This window comes from Pseudofrankia coriaricola, from assembly GCF_032027725.1.
GTDB lineage: Bacteria > Actinomycetota > Actinomycetes > Frankiales > Frankiaceae > Pseudofrankia.
In genome coordinates this window covers 1-15,024 of record NZ_JASNFO010000150.1, presented here as the reverse complement: position 1 = coordinate 15,024, position 15,024 = coordinate 1, and the positions used below count along the sequence as shown (strand labels likewise).

At 71.0% G+C, this 15,024-nt stretch carries 18 protein-coding genes; 4 read left to right on the top strand and 14 right to left on the bottom strand.

Annotation, left to right across the window (positions count from 1 at the left end):
* Positions 1-759, bottom strand: a 759-nt coding sequence (locus QOZ89_RS45570; protein ID WP_312628508.1) for an SDR family oxidoreductase, incomplete at its 3' end; no start/stop codon positions are given.
* Positions 760-907: 148 nt separating this feature from the next.
* Between QOZ89_RS45570 and QOZ89_RS45565 the strand changes: the two genes are divergently transcribed.
* Positions 908-1,792, top strand: a complete 885-nt coding sequence (locus QOZ89_RS45565) for a helix-turn-helix domain-containing protein (protein WP_312630263.1) — start codon at positions 908-910, stop codon at positions 1,790-1,792.
* A gap of 45 nt (positions 1,793-1,837) precedes the next feature.
* Here QOZ89_RS45565 and QOZ89_RS45560 read toward each other — a convergent pair whose 3' ends face one another.
* Positions 1,838-2,053: a hypothetical protein gene (locus QOZ89_RS45560; RefSeq protein WP_312630262.1), complete on the bottom strand. Its 216-nt coding sequence runs from the start codon at positions 2,051-2,053 to the stop codon at positions 1,838-1,840.
* 193 nt (positions 2,054-2,246) lie between these two features.
* The gene (locus tag QOZ89_RS45555) at positions 2,247-2,417 is read right to left on the bottom strand and encodes a hypothetical protein (RefSeq protein WP_312630261.1); all 171 of its coding nucleotides are present in this window, start codon (positions 2,415-2,417) and stop codon (positions 2,247-2,249) included.
* Here QOZ89_RS45555 and QOZ89_RS45550 point away from each other — a divergent pair.
* Both QOZ89_RS45550 and QOZ89_RS45545 read left to right on the top strand, forming a co-directional pair.
* Positions 2,416-2,673: a hypothetical protein gene (locus QOZ89_RS45550; protein ID WP_312630260.1), complete on the top strand. Its 258-nt coding sequence runs from the start codon at positions 2,416-2,418 to the stop codon at positions 2,671-2,673. The two genes, QOZ89_RS45555 and QOZ89_RS45550, sit on opposite strands and share 2 nt — an antisense overlap.
* 262 nt (positions 2,674-2,935) lie before the next feature.
* A complete protein-coding gene (locus QOZ89_RS45545; protein WP_312630259.1) occupies positions 2,936-3,349 on the top strand; it encodes a hypothetical protein in 414 nt (137 codons plus the stop codon).
* Between the two features lie 66 nt (positions 3,350-3,415).
* Here QOZ89_RS45545 and QOZ89_RS45540 read toward each other — a convergent pair whose 3' ends face one another.
* The 5 genes from QOZ89_RS45540 to QOZ89_RS45520 form a co-directional block, all read right to left on the bottom strand.
* Entirely contained in the window at positions 3,416-3,631 is a 216-nt protein-coding gene (locus QOZ89_RS45540; RefSeq protein ID WP_312630258.1) for an alpha/beta fold hydrolase, read from the bottom strand.
* Positions 3,618-3,848 carry a CGNR zinc finger domain-containing protein gene (locus QOZ89_RS45535; RefSeq protein WP_312630257.1) on the bottom strand — a complete coding sequence of 77 codons (231 nt, stop codon included), beginning with the start codon at positions 3,846-3,848 and terminating at the stop codon, positions 3,618-3,620. The genes QOZ89_RS45540 and QOZ89_RS45535 overlap by 14 nt, the downstream gene beginning before the upstream one ends.
* A gap of 659 nt (positions 3,849-4,507) precedes the next feature.
* Complete coding sequence (locus QOZ89_RS45530; RefSeq protein ID WP_312630256.1) at positions 4,508-4,942, bottom strand: hypothetical protein; 435 nt, start codon at positions 4,940-4,942, stop codon at positions 4,508-4,510.
* Positions 4,943-5,062: 120 nt separating this feature from the next.
* Positions 5,063-5,524 (bottom strand): hypothetical protein, encoded by a 462-nt coding sequence (locus QOZ89_RS45525; protein WP_312630255.1) that lies wholly within the window; start codon positions 5,522-5,524, stop codon positions 5,063-5,065.
* A gap of 720 nt (positions 5,525-6,244) precedes the next feature.
* Positions 6,245-7,459: an acyl-CoA dehydrogenase family protein gene (locus tag QOZ89_RS45520; RefSeq protein WP_071048012.1), complete on the bottom strand. Its 1,215-nt coding sequence runs from the start codon at positions 7,457-7,459 to the stop codon at positions 6,245-6,247.
* A gap of 237 nt (positions 7,460-7,696) precedes the next feature.
* Between QOZ89_RS45520 and QOZ89_RS45515 the strand changes: the two genes are divergently transcribed.
* The gene (locus QOZ89_RS45515) at positions 7,697-8,215 is read left to right on the top strand and encodes a TIGR03668 family PPOX class F420-dependent oxidoreductase (protein ID WP_312630254.1); all 519 of its coding nucleotides are present in this window, start codon (positions 7,697-7,699) and stop codon (positions 8,213-8,215) included.
* 149 nt (positions 8,216-8,364) lie between these two features.
* Here the strand turns inward: QOZ89_RS45515 and QOZ89_RS45510 are convergent, their stop codons facing one another.
* From QOZ89_RS45510 to QOZ89_RS45485, 6 genes are all read right to left on the bottom strand, one after another.
* Positions 8,365-9,399: an ABC-2 membrane transporter-related protein gene (locus QOZ89_RS45510; protein ID WP_312630253.1), complete on the bottom strand. Its 1,035-nt coding sequence runs from the start codon at positions 9,397-9,399 to the stop codon at positions 8,365-8,367.
* On the bottom strand, positions 9,396-10,286 hold the full coding sequence (locus QOZ89_RS45505; RefSeq protein ID WP_312630252.1) for an ABC transporter ATP-binding protein: 891 nt from the start codon (positions 10,284-10,286) through the stop codon (positions 9,396-9,398). The genes QOZ89_RS45510 and QOZ89_RS45505 overlap by 4 nt, the downstream gene beginning before the upstream one ends.
* A complete protein-coding gene (locus QOZ89_RS45500; RefSeq protein ID WP_312630251.1) occupies positions 10,283-10,675 on the bottom strand; it encodes a GntR family transcriptional regulator in 393 nt (130 codons plus the stop codon). Before QOZ89_RS45500 ends, QOZ89_RS45505 begins: the two co-directional genes overlap by 4 nt.
* A gap of 446 nt (positions 10,676-11,121) precedes the next feature.
* A complete protein-coding gene (locus QOZ89_RS45495; protein WP_312630250.1) occupies positions 11,122-11,343 on the bottom strand; it encodes a hypothetical protein in 222 nt (73 codons plus the stop codon).
* 54 nt (positions 11,344-11,397) lie between these two features.
* On the bottom strand, positions 11,398-12,480 hold the full coding sequence (locus QOZ89_RS45490) for an Acg family FMN-binding oxidoreductase (protein WP_312630249.1): 1,083 nt from the start codon (positions 12,478-12,480) through the stop codon (positions 11,398-11,400).
* Between the two features lie 418 nt (positions 12,481-12,898).
* The coding region (locus QOZ89_RS45485; RefSeq protein ID WP_312630248.1) for a serine/threonine-protein kinase at positions 12,899-15,024 on the bottom strand (2,126 nt) is incomplete at its 5' end.

Sequence of the window (15,024 nt, the reverse complement as noted above, 5' to 3'; positions counted from 1 at the left end):
AATGATCTGGTAGGAGTCGCTGCCCAACACGATCCGCCTGGGTGCCGGAGTCGTGTCCACGCTGCCGATGATGATCGTCGCCATCTTGGCCGGGTCCCCCGGAGATAGATGGGTTTGATCGGCGAGCATGCCGCGGACGAACGCGGCTGGTGTGCCGGCGTAGGCGTCCAGCGCCGGGGCGAGCTGGGCACTGCCGTGTCGGAAGCCGGTGCGGGCGCCGCCCGGCTCGATGATGGTGACGCCGATGTTGAAGGGGGCCAGCTCGGCCATCAGTGCCTCGCTGAAACCCTCGATGCCCCACTTGCTGGCGTGATACATCGACCCGCCGGGAAGGGCGGCCTGCCCGCCGAACGTGGAGATCTGGATGATACGGGCGTGCTGCTGCGCGCGAAGGTGCGGCAGTGCGCTGCGCACGACCTGGATTGAGCCCAGCAGGTTGGTGCCGATCTCGTGGACGACCTGCTCGTCAGTGAACTCCTCGGCCGCCCCAAACAGGCCATAGCCCGCGTTGTTGATGACGACGTCGATCGTGCCGAAGGCGCTGAATGCCGCGTCGACGACCGTGCGAATCTCGGAGGTGTCCGTGACGTCCAGGTGGGCGGACCAGAAACGGTCGCCGTACTTGTCCGTGAGGTCGCGCACCGAGCCGAGGTTGCGGACCGTTCCGGCTACCCGGTCGCCACACTCGAGTAGCTGTTCGGTCATCTCGCGGCCGAATCCGCTGTTGACGCCCGTGATGAACCATGCGCGCTGTGCCATGAGTTGTCTCCCTGTCGAATGGAGGCGGTTCGCCTTCTCATCCGGCAGCATCGGCCTGGTTCAGCGGGGGTAGCCATACTCCCGTCGAGGGGTGCCCCGCTGGGGGCAGGCTAGGACGTGCGCGCGGGCCTACCGTCGTGGTGTGAGCGTGAACAGCATCGGTGAGTACCTGCGGGCCCGCCGGGAACTGGTCCGACCGGACGAGGTCGGCATCCCCGACAGCGGGCGGCGCCGCGTTGCCGGCCTCCGCCGTGACGAGCTCGCTCTGCTGGCCGGCATCAGCACCGAGTACTACACCCGACTGGAACAGGGCAGCGATCACCACCCGTCCGCGCAGGTCCTCGACGCGATCGCCCGCGCGCTGCGCCTGGACACCGACGCCACCGCCCACCTGCACGAGCTGGCCACCCCGACCACCGCCCGTCGGCGACGGGCCCGCCGATCCGAACAAGTCAGTCCCAGCGTGCGACAACTGCTCAACTCCTGGCCCGCCAACCCCGCCTTCGTCCAGGGCCGCTTCCTGGACGTGTTGGCGGCGAACCCGCTGATGACGGCTCTATCGCCGATGTACACACCCGGCCACAACATCCTCCGCGCGGCATTCCTCGACTCCGCGGTGAGCGACCTCTTCTGCGACCCCGAAATCAGGCTGGAGAACGTGGTCTCCGCCCTGCGGGCCTCGGTCGGCCCCGACGTCGATGACCCGCAGCTCACCGACCTCATCGGCGAGCTCTCCCTCAAGAGCGCTGACTTTCGTCGACTGTGGGCACGTCACGACGTCAAACCCCACGTCGGCACCGGTGTCCACCGAATGCAACACCCTCAGGTCGGTGAGCTGGAACTGCACTACGACAAGTTCCACCTCGCCGGCGCCGACCGCCAGATGCTGACGGTCTATCAAGCTGAACCGGGTAGCCGCTCCGCCGAAGCACTGACACTGTTGGCCACGATCGCAGCCGATCAGCAACACCGCCCCGTCGGACGCGCCTACGACATAGACGCCAGCCGCACGAGCCTCACGGAAGAAACCTGACCGGCAGACCTCCCCACCCGCGGGTCGGCGCGAGGCCAGGGTGTTCTACGAAGTCAACCAGGTGCCGATCATCGTGTAGACCGTGGCCACGTCGACTAGGGCGTCGGCGCGCACGATCACCGGGTAGGAGTTGGTGACCGGGATGCGCAGGAACCCGAACTCCTCACTGTAGGCGTCCTGTGCGCTGTAGAGACGGCTGGCCGCAAGCAGGCCGGGCAACCGGAACCGGCCCGTGGGCTGGGGCGACAGAGTCCCGCTCAAGTAGGCCGTGTCCCATCGCCGACGCGCGCGGCGGAAAGTCGCCGGCAACGGACCGAGGAACAGCCCTCACTCGGCCTGGCCTACCTCGACCTCGCCCTCTACCTCCTGGTCTTCCTCACCCTCGGCGCCTGGCGTGTCTCCCGCGACGCCTGACCGGGACAACCACCAGGCGCCCGACCACCCGCGCACCCCGTCACGACGCCGACCGGGCCCGCCGAGCAGCGCCGACACCCGCACGCAGGCCAGCCGCGAGATCGAACACAAGCTTCCGCTGCTCCTGGTCCCGCCGCGCGCAGGCCCGTAGCCGCAGGTTCGCGCTGGCCAGCGCGAACACCGGGCCAGCGAACGCCGATGCCAAGGTCATGGTCGCCGACCTGTCAGCCAGCAGCCGTGAGGGCCGCTTCCCTTCCGAACATCATCGAACAACGTTCGGCAGCACAGCGGCGGGCTGGGGCGGGCAGCCGGTCACGCTCGCCGCCCAGGTGGATGACCCTGCGAGCCTGCTGTCCCGCCATCTGGACACCGCCCTGCCCGATGTTGCCGTGATGCACGGGCCGCTCGTACGGGCTCTCGACGGCGCAGTCACGATCCGCCCGCCGGGCTCGGGCCGTCGCCGATGATGGCCCGGGCCTACTGGACCGACATCGCCATGGCGATCAACTACCGACTCCGGGCGCACTCGCCCGGAGCTCCTCGACCAACGCGTAGAGACGATCGGTCCGATTCACGACGGCATCGTATGGCTCGGCACGGACATCTCCCCGGGCTCGCAACCCGGCCCGTCGCCCCACGCGTAGGACGCGCGAGGGCGCGTCCAGCGTCACGCCAGCCGAGGAAGTCCACGATCGCCGCGCCGAACTCCGGTGCGGCGGGCGCCGTCCCGTGATCTCCGGGCACCACGGCCCGGATACCGCGTGGCAACACGGCGACCAACTGGTCGACCGAAGCGGCACGCTCGTCGTCGCTCCCTACCGCGACCAGCGTCGGAACCTTCATGTGCCTGACCGCCTCGACCGGCGTCGCGACGATCGAGTCGAGTACCTGCAGCAGCGCGGCCGGGTCCACGCCACTCGAATGGAGCCACTGCTCGGCCTGCTCCTGTTGCGAGCCCGGCTTGGACACTCCCCACCCGGCGACGACGCGCCGGAGGTGGGCTCCCGCACCGCCGCCGACCCCGAGCACTTCACGCAGCCCCTGGCCGCCGATCACGGCTCGTCCCGGCCGCGCGCCGCGCACCAGCATCCTGACCACGATGCGTGCGCCCAGCGAATATCCCCCGAGGTCGTAGTCGTCTAGTCCCAGGTGTTCCACGAGAGCGAAGCCGTCATCGGTTAGGACGTCGCGGGGACAGGCGGCGGCGTCCTAGGGCTTCGCGCTCCTGCCGTGGCCGCGGAAGTCCGGCATGATCACACGGTGTCCGGCGGCCGCGACCGCCTCGGCCAGGCCGTAGCGGAGCCACAACGTCGCGTCCCCCGCCACCCCGTGGAGCAGGACCAGCGGTCTGCCCACGCCCAGCTCCCGATAGGCCAGGCGCGCGCCGTCATGGCCCGGGAAGAAATCCACGTCAGGATGCGGCACGGCCCGTTACCCTGCCACGCAGATTCTCCTTCTTGGCCCTGTTCTCACAGATGTTCATCGAGCACCAGCGTCGGGTCCCGGGGCGGGAGCTGTCCAGGAACAGCGCACGGCAGTCCTCGGCGGCGCACTCATGCACCCGCTCGATGGCCGGCGAGGTGACGAGGTCGAGCGCGTCCCGGGCGATCAGGCCGAGCCTCGCCGACGTCGGGTCGGCCACCTGCCAGAAGAGGCCGCCGAGCCGTCCAGCTGGAGCGCGGGGACGGGCCGCAGCGCCGCCGTATTGACCGTCTGACGTGCCGGCGCGGAACACCTGAGCTGCGCCGCGGGCAAGTTCGGGACGGCTACGCGCTGCAACCGCGATGGGCGGTGTCTGCGGCGGGCACCGCGGCCTAGGGAACTGCCGCCGTCGGGCCGATGTGTGCTCATTGTGTGTACGGACGGCGCGGCACGATGCGGCATTCCGGAACCTTAGATGACAGCAAAATCGACCGTCACGTGGACGAACGCGCACGAGGCAGCATGAACGGTCACGGGGAAACACCCAAATGGCCGTCTTGTAATCGGGCGGCTAAAGAATTTATGAATGTGTTGCGCGCAACTGGCGGGCGGGGGCATGACCTGCGGTTTTGCGTCGCGGACGAAGTATTCTATGCTGATGGCCGTTGGGTGCGTGTGCTCGGACGGCTGTTGGGGGAGTTTCGTGCCTTGGGCGGGGTGGGGGAGGGCTGTCGGTGCTGATCGAGGGACGGCTCGGTGTGCTGCCCGGCGGTTCTTCGGGTCTGTGCGGTATGGATTGTGGAGTGCTGGTTGCGGTTTTTGCGGGCGGAGCTTCCGTCTCGACGGTCGACCCGAGGGCGTGTGCGTACGCCGGGCTTCTTATGGCGCAGCCTGTGGGGCAGCCGTGGTTTCTGGTCGGTGGGACGGGAAGGCCAGGCGCGACAGTGTGAGACGCTCCTCGTGGTCGAGGACGAGGAGTCGGTTCGCGTCGGCGAGGATCACGACGTCGTCCATCGACGGGTACCAGAGGTCGGACACGTGGTCGACGAAGGTCGACCACGTCATCCGTGCGCCGATCCGGTCAGCGAGCCAGGCGACACGTACGTCGACGTCTCGGTCTACCGGAAGGCTTGCCAGCCACGTTCCGAGCTCCGGTCCGGCGAGTTCCGACACGTCGTGCTCGATATCCGGGTCGCTTCGTAGCTCTGACAGCCGCTGGAAGGATCCGCCCAGCAGGTTCTCGATCTCCTGGTACTCGTCCAGACCAGCGGCGACTCCGATCGAGTGCAACGCAAAGATCAGTCCCGGTGGCACCGGCGTCCTTCCCGCACCAGCCGCAGGGGCCAGATCTGTCTGGAGCCGGTCCGCGTGGACGGGCCTCGGCGAGCGACGCCGCGGCTTTCGTGGATCCGGTGCCGGGCGACGGTGACGACCTCAACCGCGTGTGATGCCTTGCTTCTTGAAGCTCTCGGCGACCTGGTCGAAGACCAGGGCGGCCCGCTCCGGTGTCCAGAGATCGGACAGGACGGCGTCGCCGACCTGCGGGTCGTAGGGGTCGAGTCCGATCGAGGCGTGGACGATGGCGGAGAGACCACGCAGGTCTCCGGCGATCTTGCTGGCGGCGTGTCCCACGCTCCAGTACGGCACGGTGATGGACCACTCGCCGGAGAAGCAGCTCACCTGGATGCCGGTCGGCTCGTGGTAGATCTCCCATGCCGGGGGACTCGCCAGGACCGACACCTCGCCGAGCAGCGTGCGTACGCCCGCGACCACCTGATCCCAGTCCGGCGGACGTGCAAGATTTGTGGGCGCGTCGTCCTGGCCCTCGAGCATGTTGATCGCGTCTTCCCACGACTGGCCAGGCTCCCGTCGCAGGAAGACGATGTCATAGCTCATGTAGGGAACGTAGCGAAGCGCCAGCGCACAGCCATGGGCGCACCACCGCACCCGCGCGGGTCAGGACCATGACCGTTCCCGAGACCGGGCTGGGACAACCGTCGTATGGGTGCGGGTCATCGGCGTGCCCCGGTCTCGCCAGCCAGGAGCGCGAGGTCGAAAACCTCACATGGACCGATCATGTAGGAATGGGTTGAATCCCCCCGGGCTTTGAGGCACCTGCTTGGGTTGCAACGCGACTGTCTCGCCAATGGCGAGACACCTCGCCCGGCACCGCAACCGACATCGTCAGCGACATCGGGGGTCCGGTACCGGACGTACTGGCCGCGAGTGCCCGCGCGAGGGCCGCCACGTCGTCGGCGAGGGTGTCCACGCGGCGCAGGGTCGGGCACGCGGCTCCGGGGAAGCCTCGACATGCCCGGGTGATCATCCCGCCGGTTGGTGACCGGCGACTCGGGCAGCCCTGAATGAGGCGGTCGAGCATGCGGGGGATCGGACTCTTGACCTCGTAGGCGGTACGGCACACGCCCGCCGCCGAGCAGCAGCGACCTTCGCGTGATGCGGGCTCGAAGGCCGACGGCCGTTCGGCGCTGTTGGCCACGGGATCCGCGGCTGCCCTCTGTCGGATCATGCCCGCAGACCGTTCAAGATCCTCGTGCACAATGTGTGCACAGGATCTTGAACTGGTCGTCGCCGCGGCGAGTGCCCGCTAACTGCGGCTCAGCGAATGTGCACGCCAGAGATGGCGCGGGCGATCACCAGACGCTGGATCTCACTCGTCCCCTCGAAGATCGTATAAATCTTGGAGTCGCGGTACATGCGCTCTACGGGGTGGTCGCGGCTGTAGCCGGCGCCGCCGAGGATCTGGACGGCCTTCTCGGTGACCGCGACGGCGACCTCGCCGGCCTTGAGCTTCGACATCGAACCCTCGCCGGCCTCGAACGTCCTGCCCTGCTTTCCCATCCAGGCGGCCCGCCAGATCAGCAGCCGGGCGGCGTCAATCTCCATGCGCATGTCGGCCAGGGCGAAGGCGATCGCCTGGTTCTCGATGATCGGGCGGCCGAACGCCTCCCGGGTCTTGGCGTAGTCCAGGGCGTACTCGTAGGCGGCGCGGGCGATGCCGATCGCCTGGGCGCCGACGGTCGGCCTGGTCCGCTCGAACGTCGCCATCGCGGCCTGGCCCTTGGAGCTGGTGCCCTCCCGAGCCCCGGCGAGCCGGGCGTCGAGCTTCTCCTTGCCGCCGAGCAGGCAGCTGCCGGGGACCCGCACGTCGTCGAGGAAGACGTCTGCGGTGTGCGAGGCGCGCAGGCCGAGCTTCTTGATCTTCTTGTTGGCCTCGAGGCCGGGGGTGTTCGGTGGGATGACGAAGGTGGCCTGGCCGCGGGCCTTCAGTGCCGGGTCGACGGAGGCGACGACGACGTGGATGTTCGCGATGCCGCCGTTGGTGATCCAGGCCTTCTGGCCGTTGATCACCCACTCGTCCGTGGCCTCGTCGTAGCGGGCGCGGGTGCGCAGCGAGGAGACATCGGAGCCCGCGGCCGGCTCCGAGACGCAGAACGCGCCGAGCTTCGGGTCGGCGGCGTCGCCGTAGCACTGCGGCGCCCATTCGAGCAACTGCTCCAGGGAACCGGTCGACGAGATGGCGGCGGCGGCGAGACCGGTGCCCATCAACGCCATGCCGATCCCGGCATCGCCCCAGAACAGCTCCTCGCAGACCACCGGCAACGACAGGCCGGTCTCGTCGGCGAACATCGTCGCGGTCGACTCGAAGCCGTAGAGGCCGATCTTGGCGGCCTCCTGGATGACGGGCCAGGGGGTTTCCTCGCGTTCGTCCCATTCGGACGCTGCCGGCCGTACCACGTCCGCGGCGAATCCGCGCACCCAGTCGCGCAGCTCGCGCTGCTCGTCGGAGAGGTCGAGGCTGAAGCCAGTCATCTCGATCGATCCCCCAGCCGGTTTCGGTCGGTCGGAACTGATACCGCCCGGTAAGTATACCGACCGGTAACTTTTGGCGAAAGCCGCCCGCGTAGCGCCTGTTGGGTGCCGATCGCCGTTTTAGCCCTGCGCTGGCGCCGACGGGGCCGGATCGCGGCCACGGGAGGGCACAGACGGCGATCAACGCTCGGTGGGGGCGCGATCGCCGAGCAGGTGGAATGGCGAGGACGTGTGAAGATGGCGTCGGTTCTGGCCGAGGATGAGCGGGGGAGGGTCGTGAACCTCTCCGAGGACGAGGCGTGGGCACGGTTCGCCGCGGCCAGAGTCGCCCGGCTGGCCACCATCGCCGCCGACGGCACCCCCCGACTTGTCCCGGTGACGTTCGCCGTGCTTGCCAGTCCGCCGACAGGTGACGGTTCCGCCGCGCCTGGCCTCCGTTCCGTGACGGGTGACCTCGGGACGGTCGTCACCGCCGTCGACCACAAGCCGAAGCGGACAACCCGGCTACGCCGGCTGGACGACATCGCCCGCGACGGGCGCGTCAGCCTGCTCGCCGACGAGTACGACGACGACTGGAGCCGGCTGTGGTGGGCACGCGCCGACGGGGTGGCCCGCGTCGCCGAACCGCCCGATCCCGCGCACGAGGTGGCGGCCCGCGCGCTCGCCGAGCGTTACCACCAGTACCGCGATCACCCGCCCGCGGGCCCGGCCATCGTGGTCACCGTGACCCGCTGGACCGGCTGGTCGTACTGCTAACGCCACTCCAGCGAATGCTCACCGTCGCTGGCACCGTCCAAATCAAGATCAGTCAGACGTTGTGGCTACGTGATGCACTGTGCACGCTGCCTGTACCGTCGTGTCCTGACTTGGCTCAAATTAGTGCGCACCTCTGCGGTTCGGGTCGGTCAGGACAGGCGGCGCCGGATCCACCAGAAGCAGAAGCCTGCGAGGCCGAGGGCGAGGGCGGTGTAGATCCCGGTCTCGTACCACTGGAAGGGCCAGAAACGGCTGGCGGGCTGGTAGGTCACCTGCTGCCGGTAACCGAGCTGCTTCATCTCGGCGAAGCACGCCGAAAGCCCATCCTCGGGGCGACCTTGCCGGGGCGGCGCGCAGGCCCCTGAGGAGGACAGGAGGATCTCGCGGACGGTTTGCCCCGAGGCGTCGACGCCCCGACTGGACAGCACCCAGGCACCCGGGAGCTCCGGCGTCTGCAGGACCGCCCTTATCGGTCCGCCGTCCCGCGGTGCCGAAATTCCGTCCAGGTTCGAGTCTGTGATCTCGAGGGTGGAGCGGGTCGGGGGGAGCAGGTGCGGCCGGACCACCAGCGGCATGGCGATCTGGACGGCGACGAAGACGGCCAGGGTGATGGCCATGGCGGGAAGGGTGCGGCGGACCAGCATCCCGACAGTCACGCCGAGGGCGAAGGCGAAGGCCGAGTAGCCGATGGGGACGATGCCTCGTGCGTCGAACAGCACCGGCCCCAGCCGCGGGAATTCAAAGGCGGCGGCCTTGTCGATAGGGCTGGACCACCAGGTCACCGCAAGGCTGGCCAGTCCCGCGGCGGTCACGGCGGCCAGGCCGGTGAGCCCGAGTTTGACGGCCAGCCAGCGGGTGCGGGTGATCGTCTGGTTCCACACCAGCCGGTGCGTGCCGGCCTCGAGCTCACGGGCGATCAGCGGCGCTCCCCAGAAGAGCCCGACAACGGCGGGCAGGAGCAGCACGACGGCGGTGAGACCGAGGAAGAAGCCCTGGTTGTCGTGGCGGAACTGCTGGACGAAGTTCGAGCAGCCGCCGCTCTGGGTGGCGCAGGCCGCGATCCCGGTGGAGTAGTCATCGGCCAGACCCGGGCCGGTCAGGGCAAGGATGAGGGCGAGCACGGCGAGCGCGGCGGACATCATCGCGGCCCCGGCACGGAACTGACGCCAGGTCAGCCACATCATCGCTGTACCTCCAGGGCGGGTCGGCGGCCGGCCGCCGCGGGCTGGCTCATATAGGCCAGGACGAGGTCTTCCAGGCCGAGCTGGCTGACGGTCCAGGCGGGGTCGTGGATCGGGGTGTCGGTGCGGATGATGAGCGTGGTCTGCCGGTCGGTGTGGCTTGCGGAGATGACCTGCTGGTCCGCGGGGAGCCGGTCGGGGTCGCGTCGCGGGCCGGTGAGCCGGTGGTGGGTGGCCAGCAGTTGGTCGACCTCTCCCGACAAGCGGACGCGGGAGTCGACGAGCACGATCAGGTAGTCGCAGACCCGTTCCAGGTCGGAGACCAGGTGGGAGGACAGCACCACGCTGAGCTCGTGCTCGGCGGCGGCCTCCATCAGGCCCTGCAGGAACTCGCGGCGGGCGAGCGGGTCGAGCGCGGCGACCGGCTCGTCCAGGATCAGCAGCTCGGGCCGTTTGGCGATGCCCAGGGTGAGGGCGAGCTGGGCGCGCTGCCCGCCCGACAGCTTTCCCGCCCGCCTGGCGGGATCAAGACCGAGCCGACTGATCCGTTCCCGCGCCAGCGCATCGTCCCACCCGGGGTTGAGCCGGGCGCCCAGCTTCAGGTGGTCGGCGATGCTCAGCCCGGCGTAGGTCGGGGTGTCCTGGGCGACGTAGCCGACCGTGGCCAGCTGCGCCGGGCTGGCTGGGGGGCGGCCGCCGAGCACCGTGATGCTGCCCGAGGTCGGTGCGATCTGGCCGCTGGCCAGGTTGAGCAGCGTGGTCTTGCCAGCTCCGTTGGGGCCGACCAGTCCCACGACGTGCCCGGCCGGGATGTCGAGGGTGCAGTCGGTCAACGCCCAGCGCCGGCCGTACCGCTTGCCCAGGTCCTGGGCCTGCAAAACGGCGGTCACGCTATTTCCTCCTGAGCGGCGGTCCGAAAGGTCGTCATGAACAGTGCCTCGATGCTCTCCTCGTCGAGACCGGCTCTGCGGGCCTTGGCCAGCCACCGTCGCAGCTCCTGACGCAGCGGGCCGTGCGCGGCGAGCGAGGCGTCGGCGAGCGTCGCGGTCACGAACGTCCCCACCCCCGGCCGGGCGGCGACCAGGCCCTCGTGCTCGAGCTCCCGGTAGGCCTTGAGCACCGTGTTGGGGTTGATCGCCAGCCCCGCCACCACCTCCTTGACCGTCGGGAGCTGGTCACCCTCGCGCAGCAGGCCCAGCCGCAGGGCCTGCCGCACCTGGCGGACCAGCTGCAGGTACGGCGAGACCCCGGATCGGTCGTCCAGGTGGAACTCGATCATCCCGAGTTGCTCCATTCATCTATGTGCCTAGCACTTTAAGATGCTAGCTAGATGGACTGTCAACCGGGACCAAGTGCCGCCTTCCGCGGCAAGACCTCCGCGCTCCCCGCGGCCGCGGCGCAACCGGCCATCGGCTTGCCTGACCACCCCGCCGGCTCGCCTCCGCACTACGGCCGCCGCTGGACCGGGTGTGGCCCGAACCCGCCCCTGGCCACACCCGGCCCGCCAGGCGCCGGTGCTCACATGGACCGGAAGCCGCCGCTTGACCGTCGCTTTTGCGAGCGATCCGCTTGCAAGTCCAGCACTGTGGCTACGTGATGCACTGTGCACGCTGCCTGTGCCGTCGTGTCCCCTGCCGCATGTGGGACGCGGGGCCGAGCCCGAGACACGGCGACGGCCGGCAGCCCCCGCGAGAGGACTACCGGCCGCCGTGGGACCGGGAGGCGTCAGATCCGGCAGGAGCAGCGCGCCGGCCGCCGCACGCGCGGCATGTCCGCCAGGTGCATGACTTCCTCGGGCCGTAGCCGCATCACCAGGCCGACCATCCGGGCACCCGCCGCGCCGTCACCGGCCGCCGTGATGACCTCCCACACCGCGAGCTGATACGGGGTCAGCCCAGGATGGGAGCTGGCGTCCGGGCCACCGACAGCCGCCCCCGCGAGATCCACAGGAAATGCCTTGGAGGCCGCGGGCCGCCGCGGCGGCCGTCATGGGCCCAGCTCTCAGGTGCCGGAGAGGTGCTCGAGGACGTCTGACACGGGGCGGCGTCTGGTCGGCGTGTGCGGGGGAGCGGATGTGTCGGGGTAGCCGACGCGCATGATCATCTGGGTGTGGCCGGTGCCGCCGGTCGCCGAGCGGACCAGCGCGCGGGTCGCCTCGATGTCGACGGCCTGGCCGAGGGGGGACGTCGCGAGGCCTTCCGCGGTGGCTGTCAGGAGCACCCGGCCGAGGGCGCGGCCGGCGCGCAGCCGGTCCGCCGGGCCGTCCGCGTCGGTACCGAGCACCAGCACGCCGGGGTGCTCGACCCGGGCGGTCCGTACTCGTTCCCCGGCCTCGTCGGCGCTGGCAGGCTCGCCGCCGGTGCCGTCGGCGTCGCGTGACTCGTCGGTGACGCCGATTTCGCCCGTGCCGCCGGTGAAGTCGCGCGTCGTGAACTCGGTGGGCCGCTGCTCGGCGCTCGACAGCGCCGCCGGGCGTGGGATGCCGTCGGTGGCCTCGGCGTCGTCGCGGACCCAGGAGGCGAGCTCGGCCTGGTAGTCCGGGTCGTTGCGCTCGATCCAGTCGGCCCTGGCCAGCAGCACCGACAGCTCGAGGCGGGCGTCCTCGCCGGTCAGCGACGCGAGCCAGCAGCCCTCCGCCTCGGCCGCCCGGCGCAGCTTGCGCATCTCGTCGGCGGGCAGCGCCGCCGGGGTGAACGGGCGGCGGTCGGTGTGCCGGCGGGAGATGGCCTCGGCGAGCCGGGACTCGTCCTCGGTCGGCGGGCGGTGACCGATGATCATCAGTGTGGCCAGCCGCCCGGTGCTGAGATCGGGACCGTCGGGGAACTCACCTACCTCGACGTCCAGGCCAGCGGCTCGCAGCGCGAGCCAGCCGTTCAGCAGCGCCGCGCCGCAGCTGACCAGCAGCTGGCGGTGGTCCGGGTCGACGACCGGCACGGCCCGGGAGAGGTCGGCGGACAGCGCCAGCGTCTCGTCGCGGAACCGCCACCTCCAGGGCTGGGTGTTGTGGATCGACGGCGCCAGGCCCGCGGCCTCGACGGCCGCGTGCACCTGCTCGACCGAGAACGTCGTGCTTTGCGTGACCATGGTCGTCTCCTCGTCCCGCCGCCGCCAACCGAAACACGCCCCCGGCCCGGACCGGAGCAGCGCCGCCATCGACACGGACCCAGGCCTCACGGACCCAGGCCTCCCAGGTTTCGGCGTTCCCGGGGTTGCCGGCGCGGATCGGCGGGCCCGATCCGCGAGGCCTGCCGGGAGCTCCAGGCCTGGCGCGAAGCTTCCGGCGACGGCATACCGTGTTCCGTCCCCATCCTTCCGGCCCTCTACCCTGCCTCGGCCCGGTAGTTCCGATCAAGGGCCGAAGTCACCGTGACGGTCACTCCGACTGGCCTGCCGACCTGGGCCAACACGCCACTCCCCAGAGCCGGGTGGCGAGACGCGACCATCAGACAAGGCGCGCGGCCGGGTGGCTGAGCGGCTGGGTGGCGAGGCGGGTTCCGGGCGGTCAGCAGGCGGGGGCCGGGGACCCGGAGGTGCCGCTGTAGACGTAGGCATGCTGGATCCAGCCGCCGGAGACCAGCTGGTCCCAGACCTCGCCCGTGTCCGCCGCGCGGGCCTGGCAGCGCAGCACGACGAGGTCGCCGCCGAGCAGCCTGCCGACCGGGTCGGCCTGGCCCAGCAGCGCCCCGGTCAGACCGGACACCAGCTGCCCGACGACCCCCAGCACAGACACCTCCTGGGTGAGCGGGAAAGGCCCGGTGTCCGGCTGCGGGGCGCCCGACCCCAGCTTGGGCGAGCTGACGGTCCCGACGCAGGCCGGCGGGCTGACGGGCTCGGCGCTGCCGGTCTGGATGTAGCCGGCCGGGATCCAGCCGGAGTCGGTGTAGACCCACAGCCGCGACGTGCTCTCGGCCGCGCTGACCTGCTGGGCGTACAGGCCGCAGTAGACGTCGACGGGCGAGCCGCTGGGCACGGTGCCGCGCTGCCCGCCGAACAGCCCGCCCGTCGACGGGCCCCGGTAGGCCGGCACCGCGGCGCCGTCGGCGCCCAGAACCGTGGTCCTGCTGGCCGCGGCCTCGTCGAGCGGTCGCCCGCTGGTGGTGGCGCGCGGCAACGTCGTCGCGGCGGGGCCGGCCGACGGCCCGGCCGTCGCGGGAACGGCCGAGCCGGAGACGGTGACGCCCGGCCCTGCCGAGGCGGACGGCCCCCCGGTCTGGTTGCCGGCCCCAGCTCCCGCCCCCTTCCCGGCCCCGGGCATCGCGCCAGCGCCAGCGCCGTCGGTCGCCTGGCCCTCGTCGTCCCCGGCGCGGGCGTCGGCGCCAGCCGGGTGGGACGAGCCGCCCGCGGTGTCGCCCCGGTCGGTGCCGCGCAGCAGGGAGTGGACGAGTGCGGCGCCGGCCAGCAGCAGGACCACGAGCAGCGCCATCAGGACCAGCAGCCGTCGCCGGCGGCGGGGCCGGTGGCGCCCGGTGGCGCCCGGCCCGACGGCGCCCGGCCCGTCCTCGGTCGGGCCGTTCAGCGGGACGAGGTCGTGCTCGCCGCCCCGCCCAGCCGCCGCCGGCTCGCCGGCCGGCCGGCGAGGGCCAGGGGCCTCGTCGTCCCTGTCCGCGACTGCGACCAGCGCGGCCGTGCCGACGTCGGCCGTGCCGACGTCCGCCGTGCTCATGGCCCTCGCGACCGGCGCGGTTGACCCGCCGGAGACCGCCGTACCAGCCGTACCGCCGGTACCAGCCGCCTGGCCAGCACCAGTGGCGCTGGCAGCGTCCGCCGCATCGGCGGGGCCGGCCTGCGCGCTCCCCGTCGGCACCGCGACTGGAGAGACCCGGCCCGCGGCCGGCCGCCGGGGCCCGCCCGCCCCGGCCGGGCTGGCATGTGGCTGGTCGGTGATGGTGGCGAGGAGCCTGATGGCGCCGGGCCGTCGGCCGGGGCCGCGTTCCAGGGCGGCAGTGACCATCGGCAGCAGGTCGGCCGGCACGCCGTCCAGGCCCGGCTGGGTGGACAGGATCCGCATCGCGGTGGCGGCCGGGGTCTGCGCCTCGAACGGGTGGCGGCCGCGGGCGGCGAACGCGACGCACATGCCCCAGTTGAAGATGTCGGTCGCGGTCGTGGCCGCGTCGCCGTTGAGCTGCTCGGGCGCCATCCACGCCACGGTGCCGATCACGCTGTCGCCGCTGGTGTTGGCGGTGAGGTCGTCGGCCCTGGCGAGCCCGAAGTCGATGATCTTCGGGCCTTCCCAGGTGAGCAGGATGTTCGCCGGCTTGAGGTCGCGGTGCACGACGCCGGCCGCGTGCACGGCGACCAGGCCCTCGGCGAGCCCGGTGGCCAGCGCGGTCAGGTTCGCCCCGCGCAGCGGGCCGTGCCGGCCTACCGCGGCGAGCAGGCTGACGCCCTCGACGTACTCGGTGGCCATCCACGGCTCGTCCGCATCCGGATCGGCGTCGAGTACCTGGGCGACGCGGGTGCCGCGGACCCGCCGGGCGGCCGTGACCTCCCGGCGGAAGCGTTCGCGGAACTGCGGCTCGTCGAGCAGGTCGGACCGGATGACCTTCACCGCGGCCGGCTGGCCGTCGTCGTCTACACCCAGGAAGACGGTCCCCATCCCACCGGTGCCCAGCCGACCGCGGAGCCTGT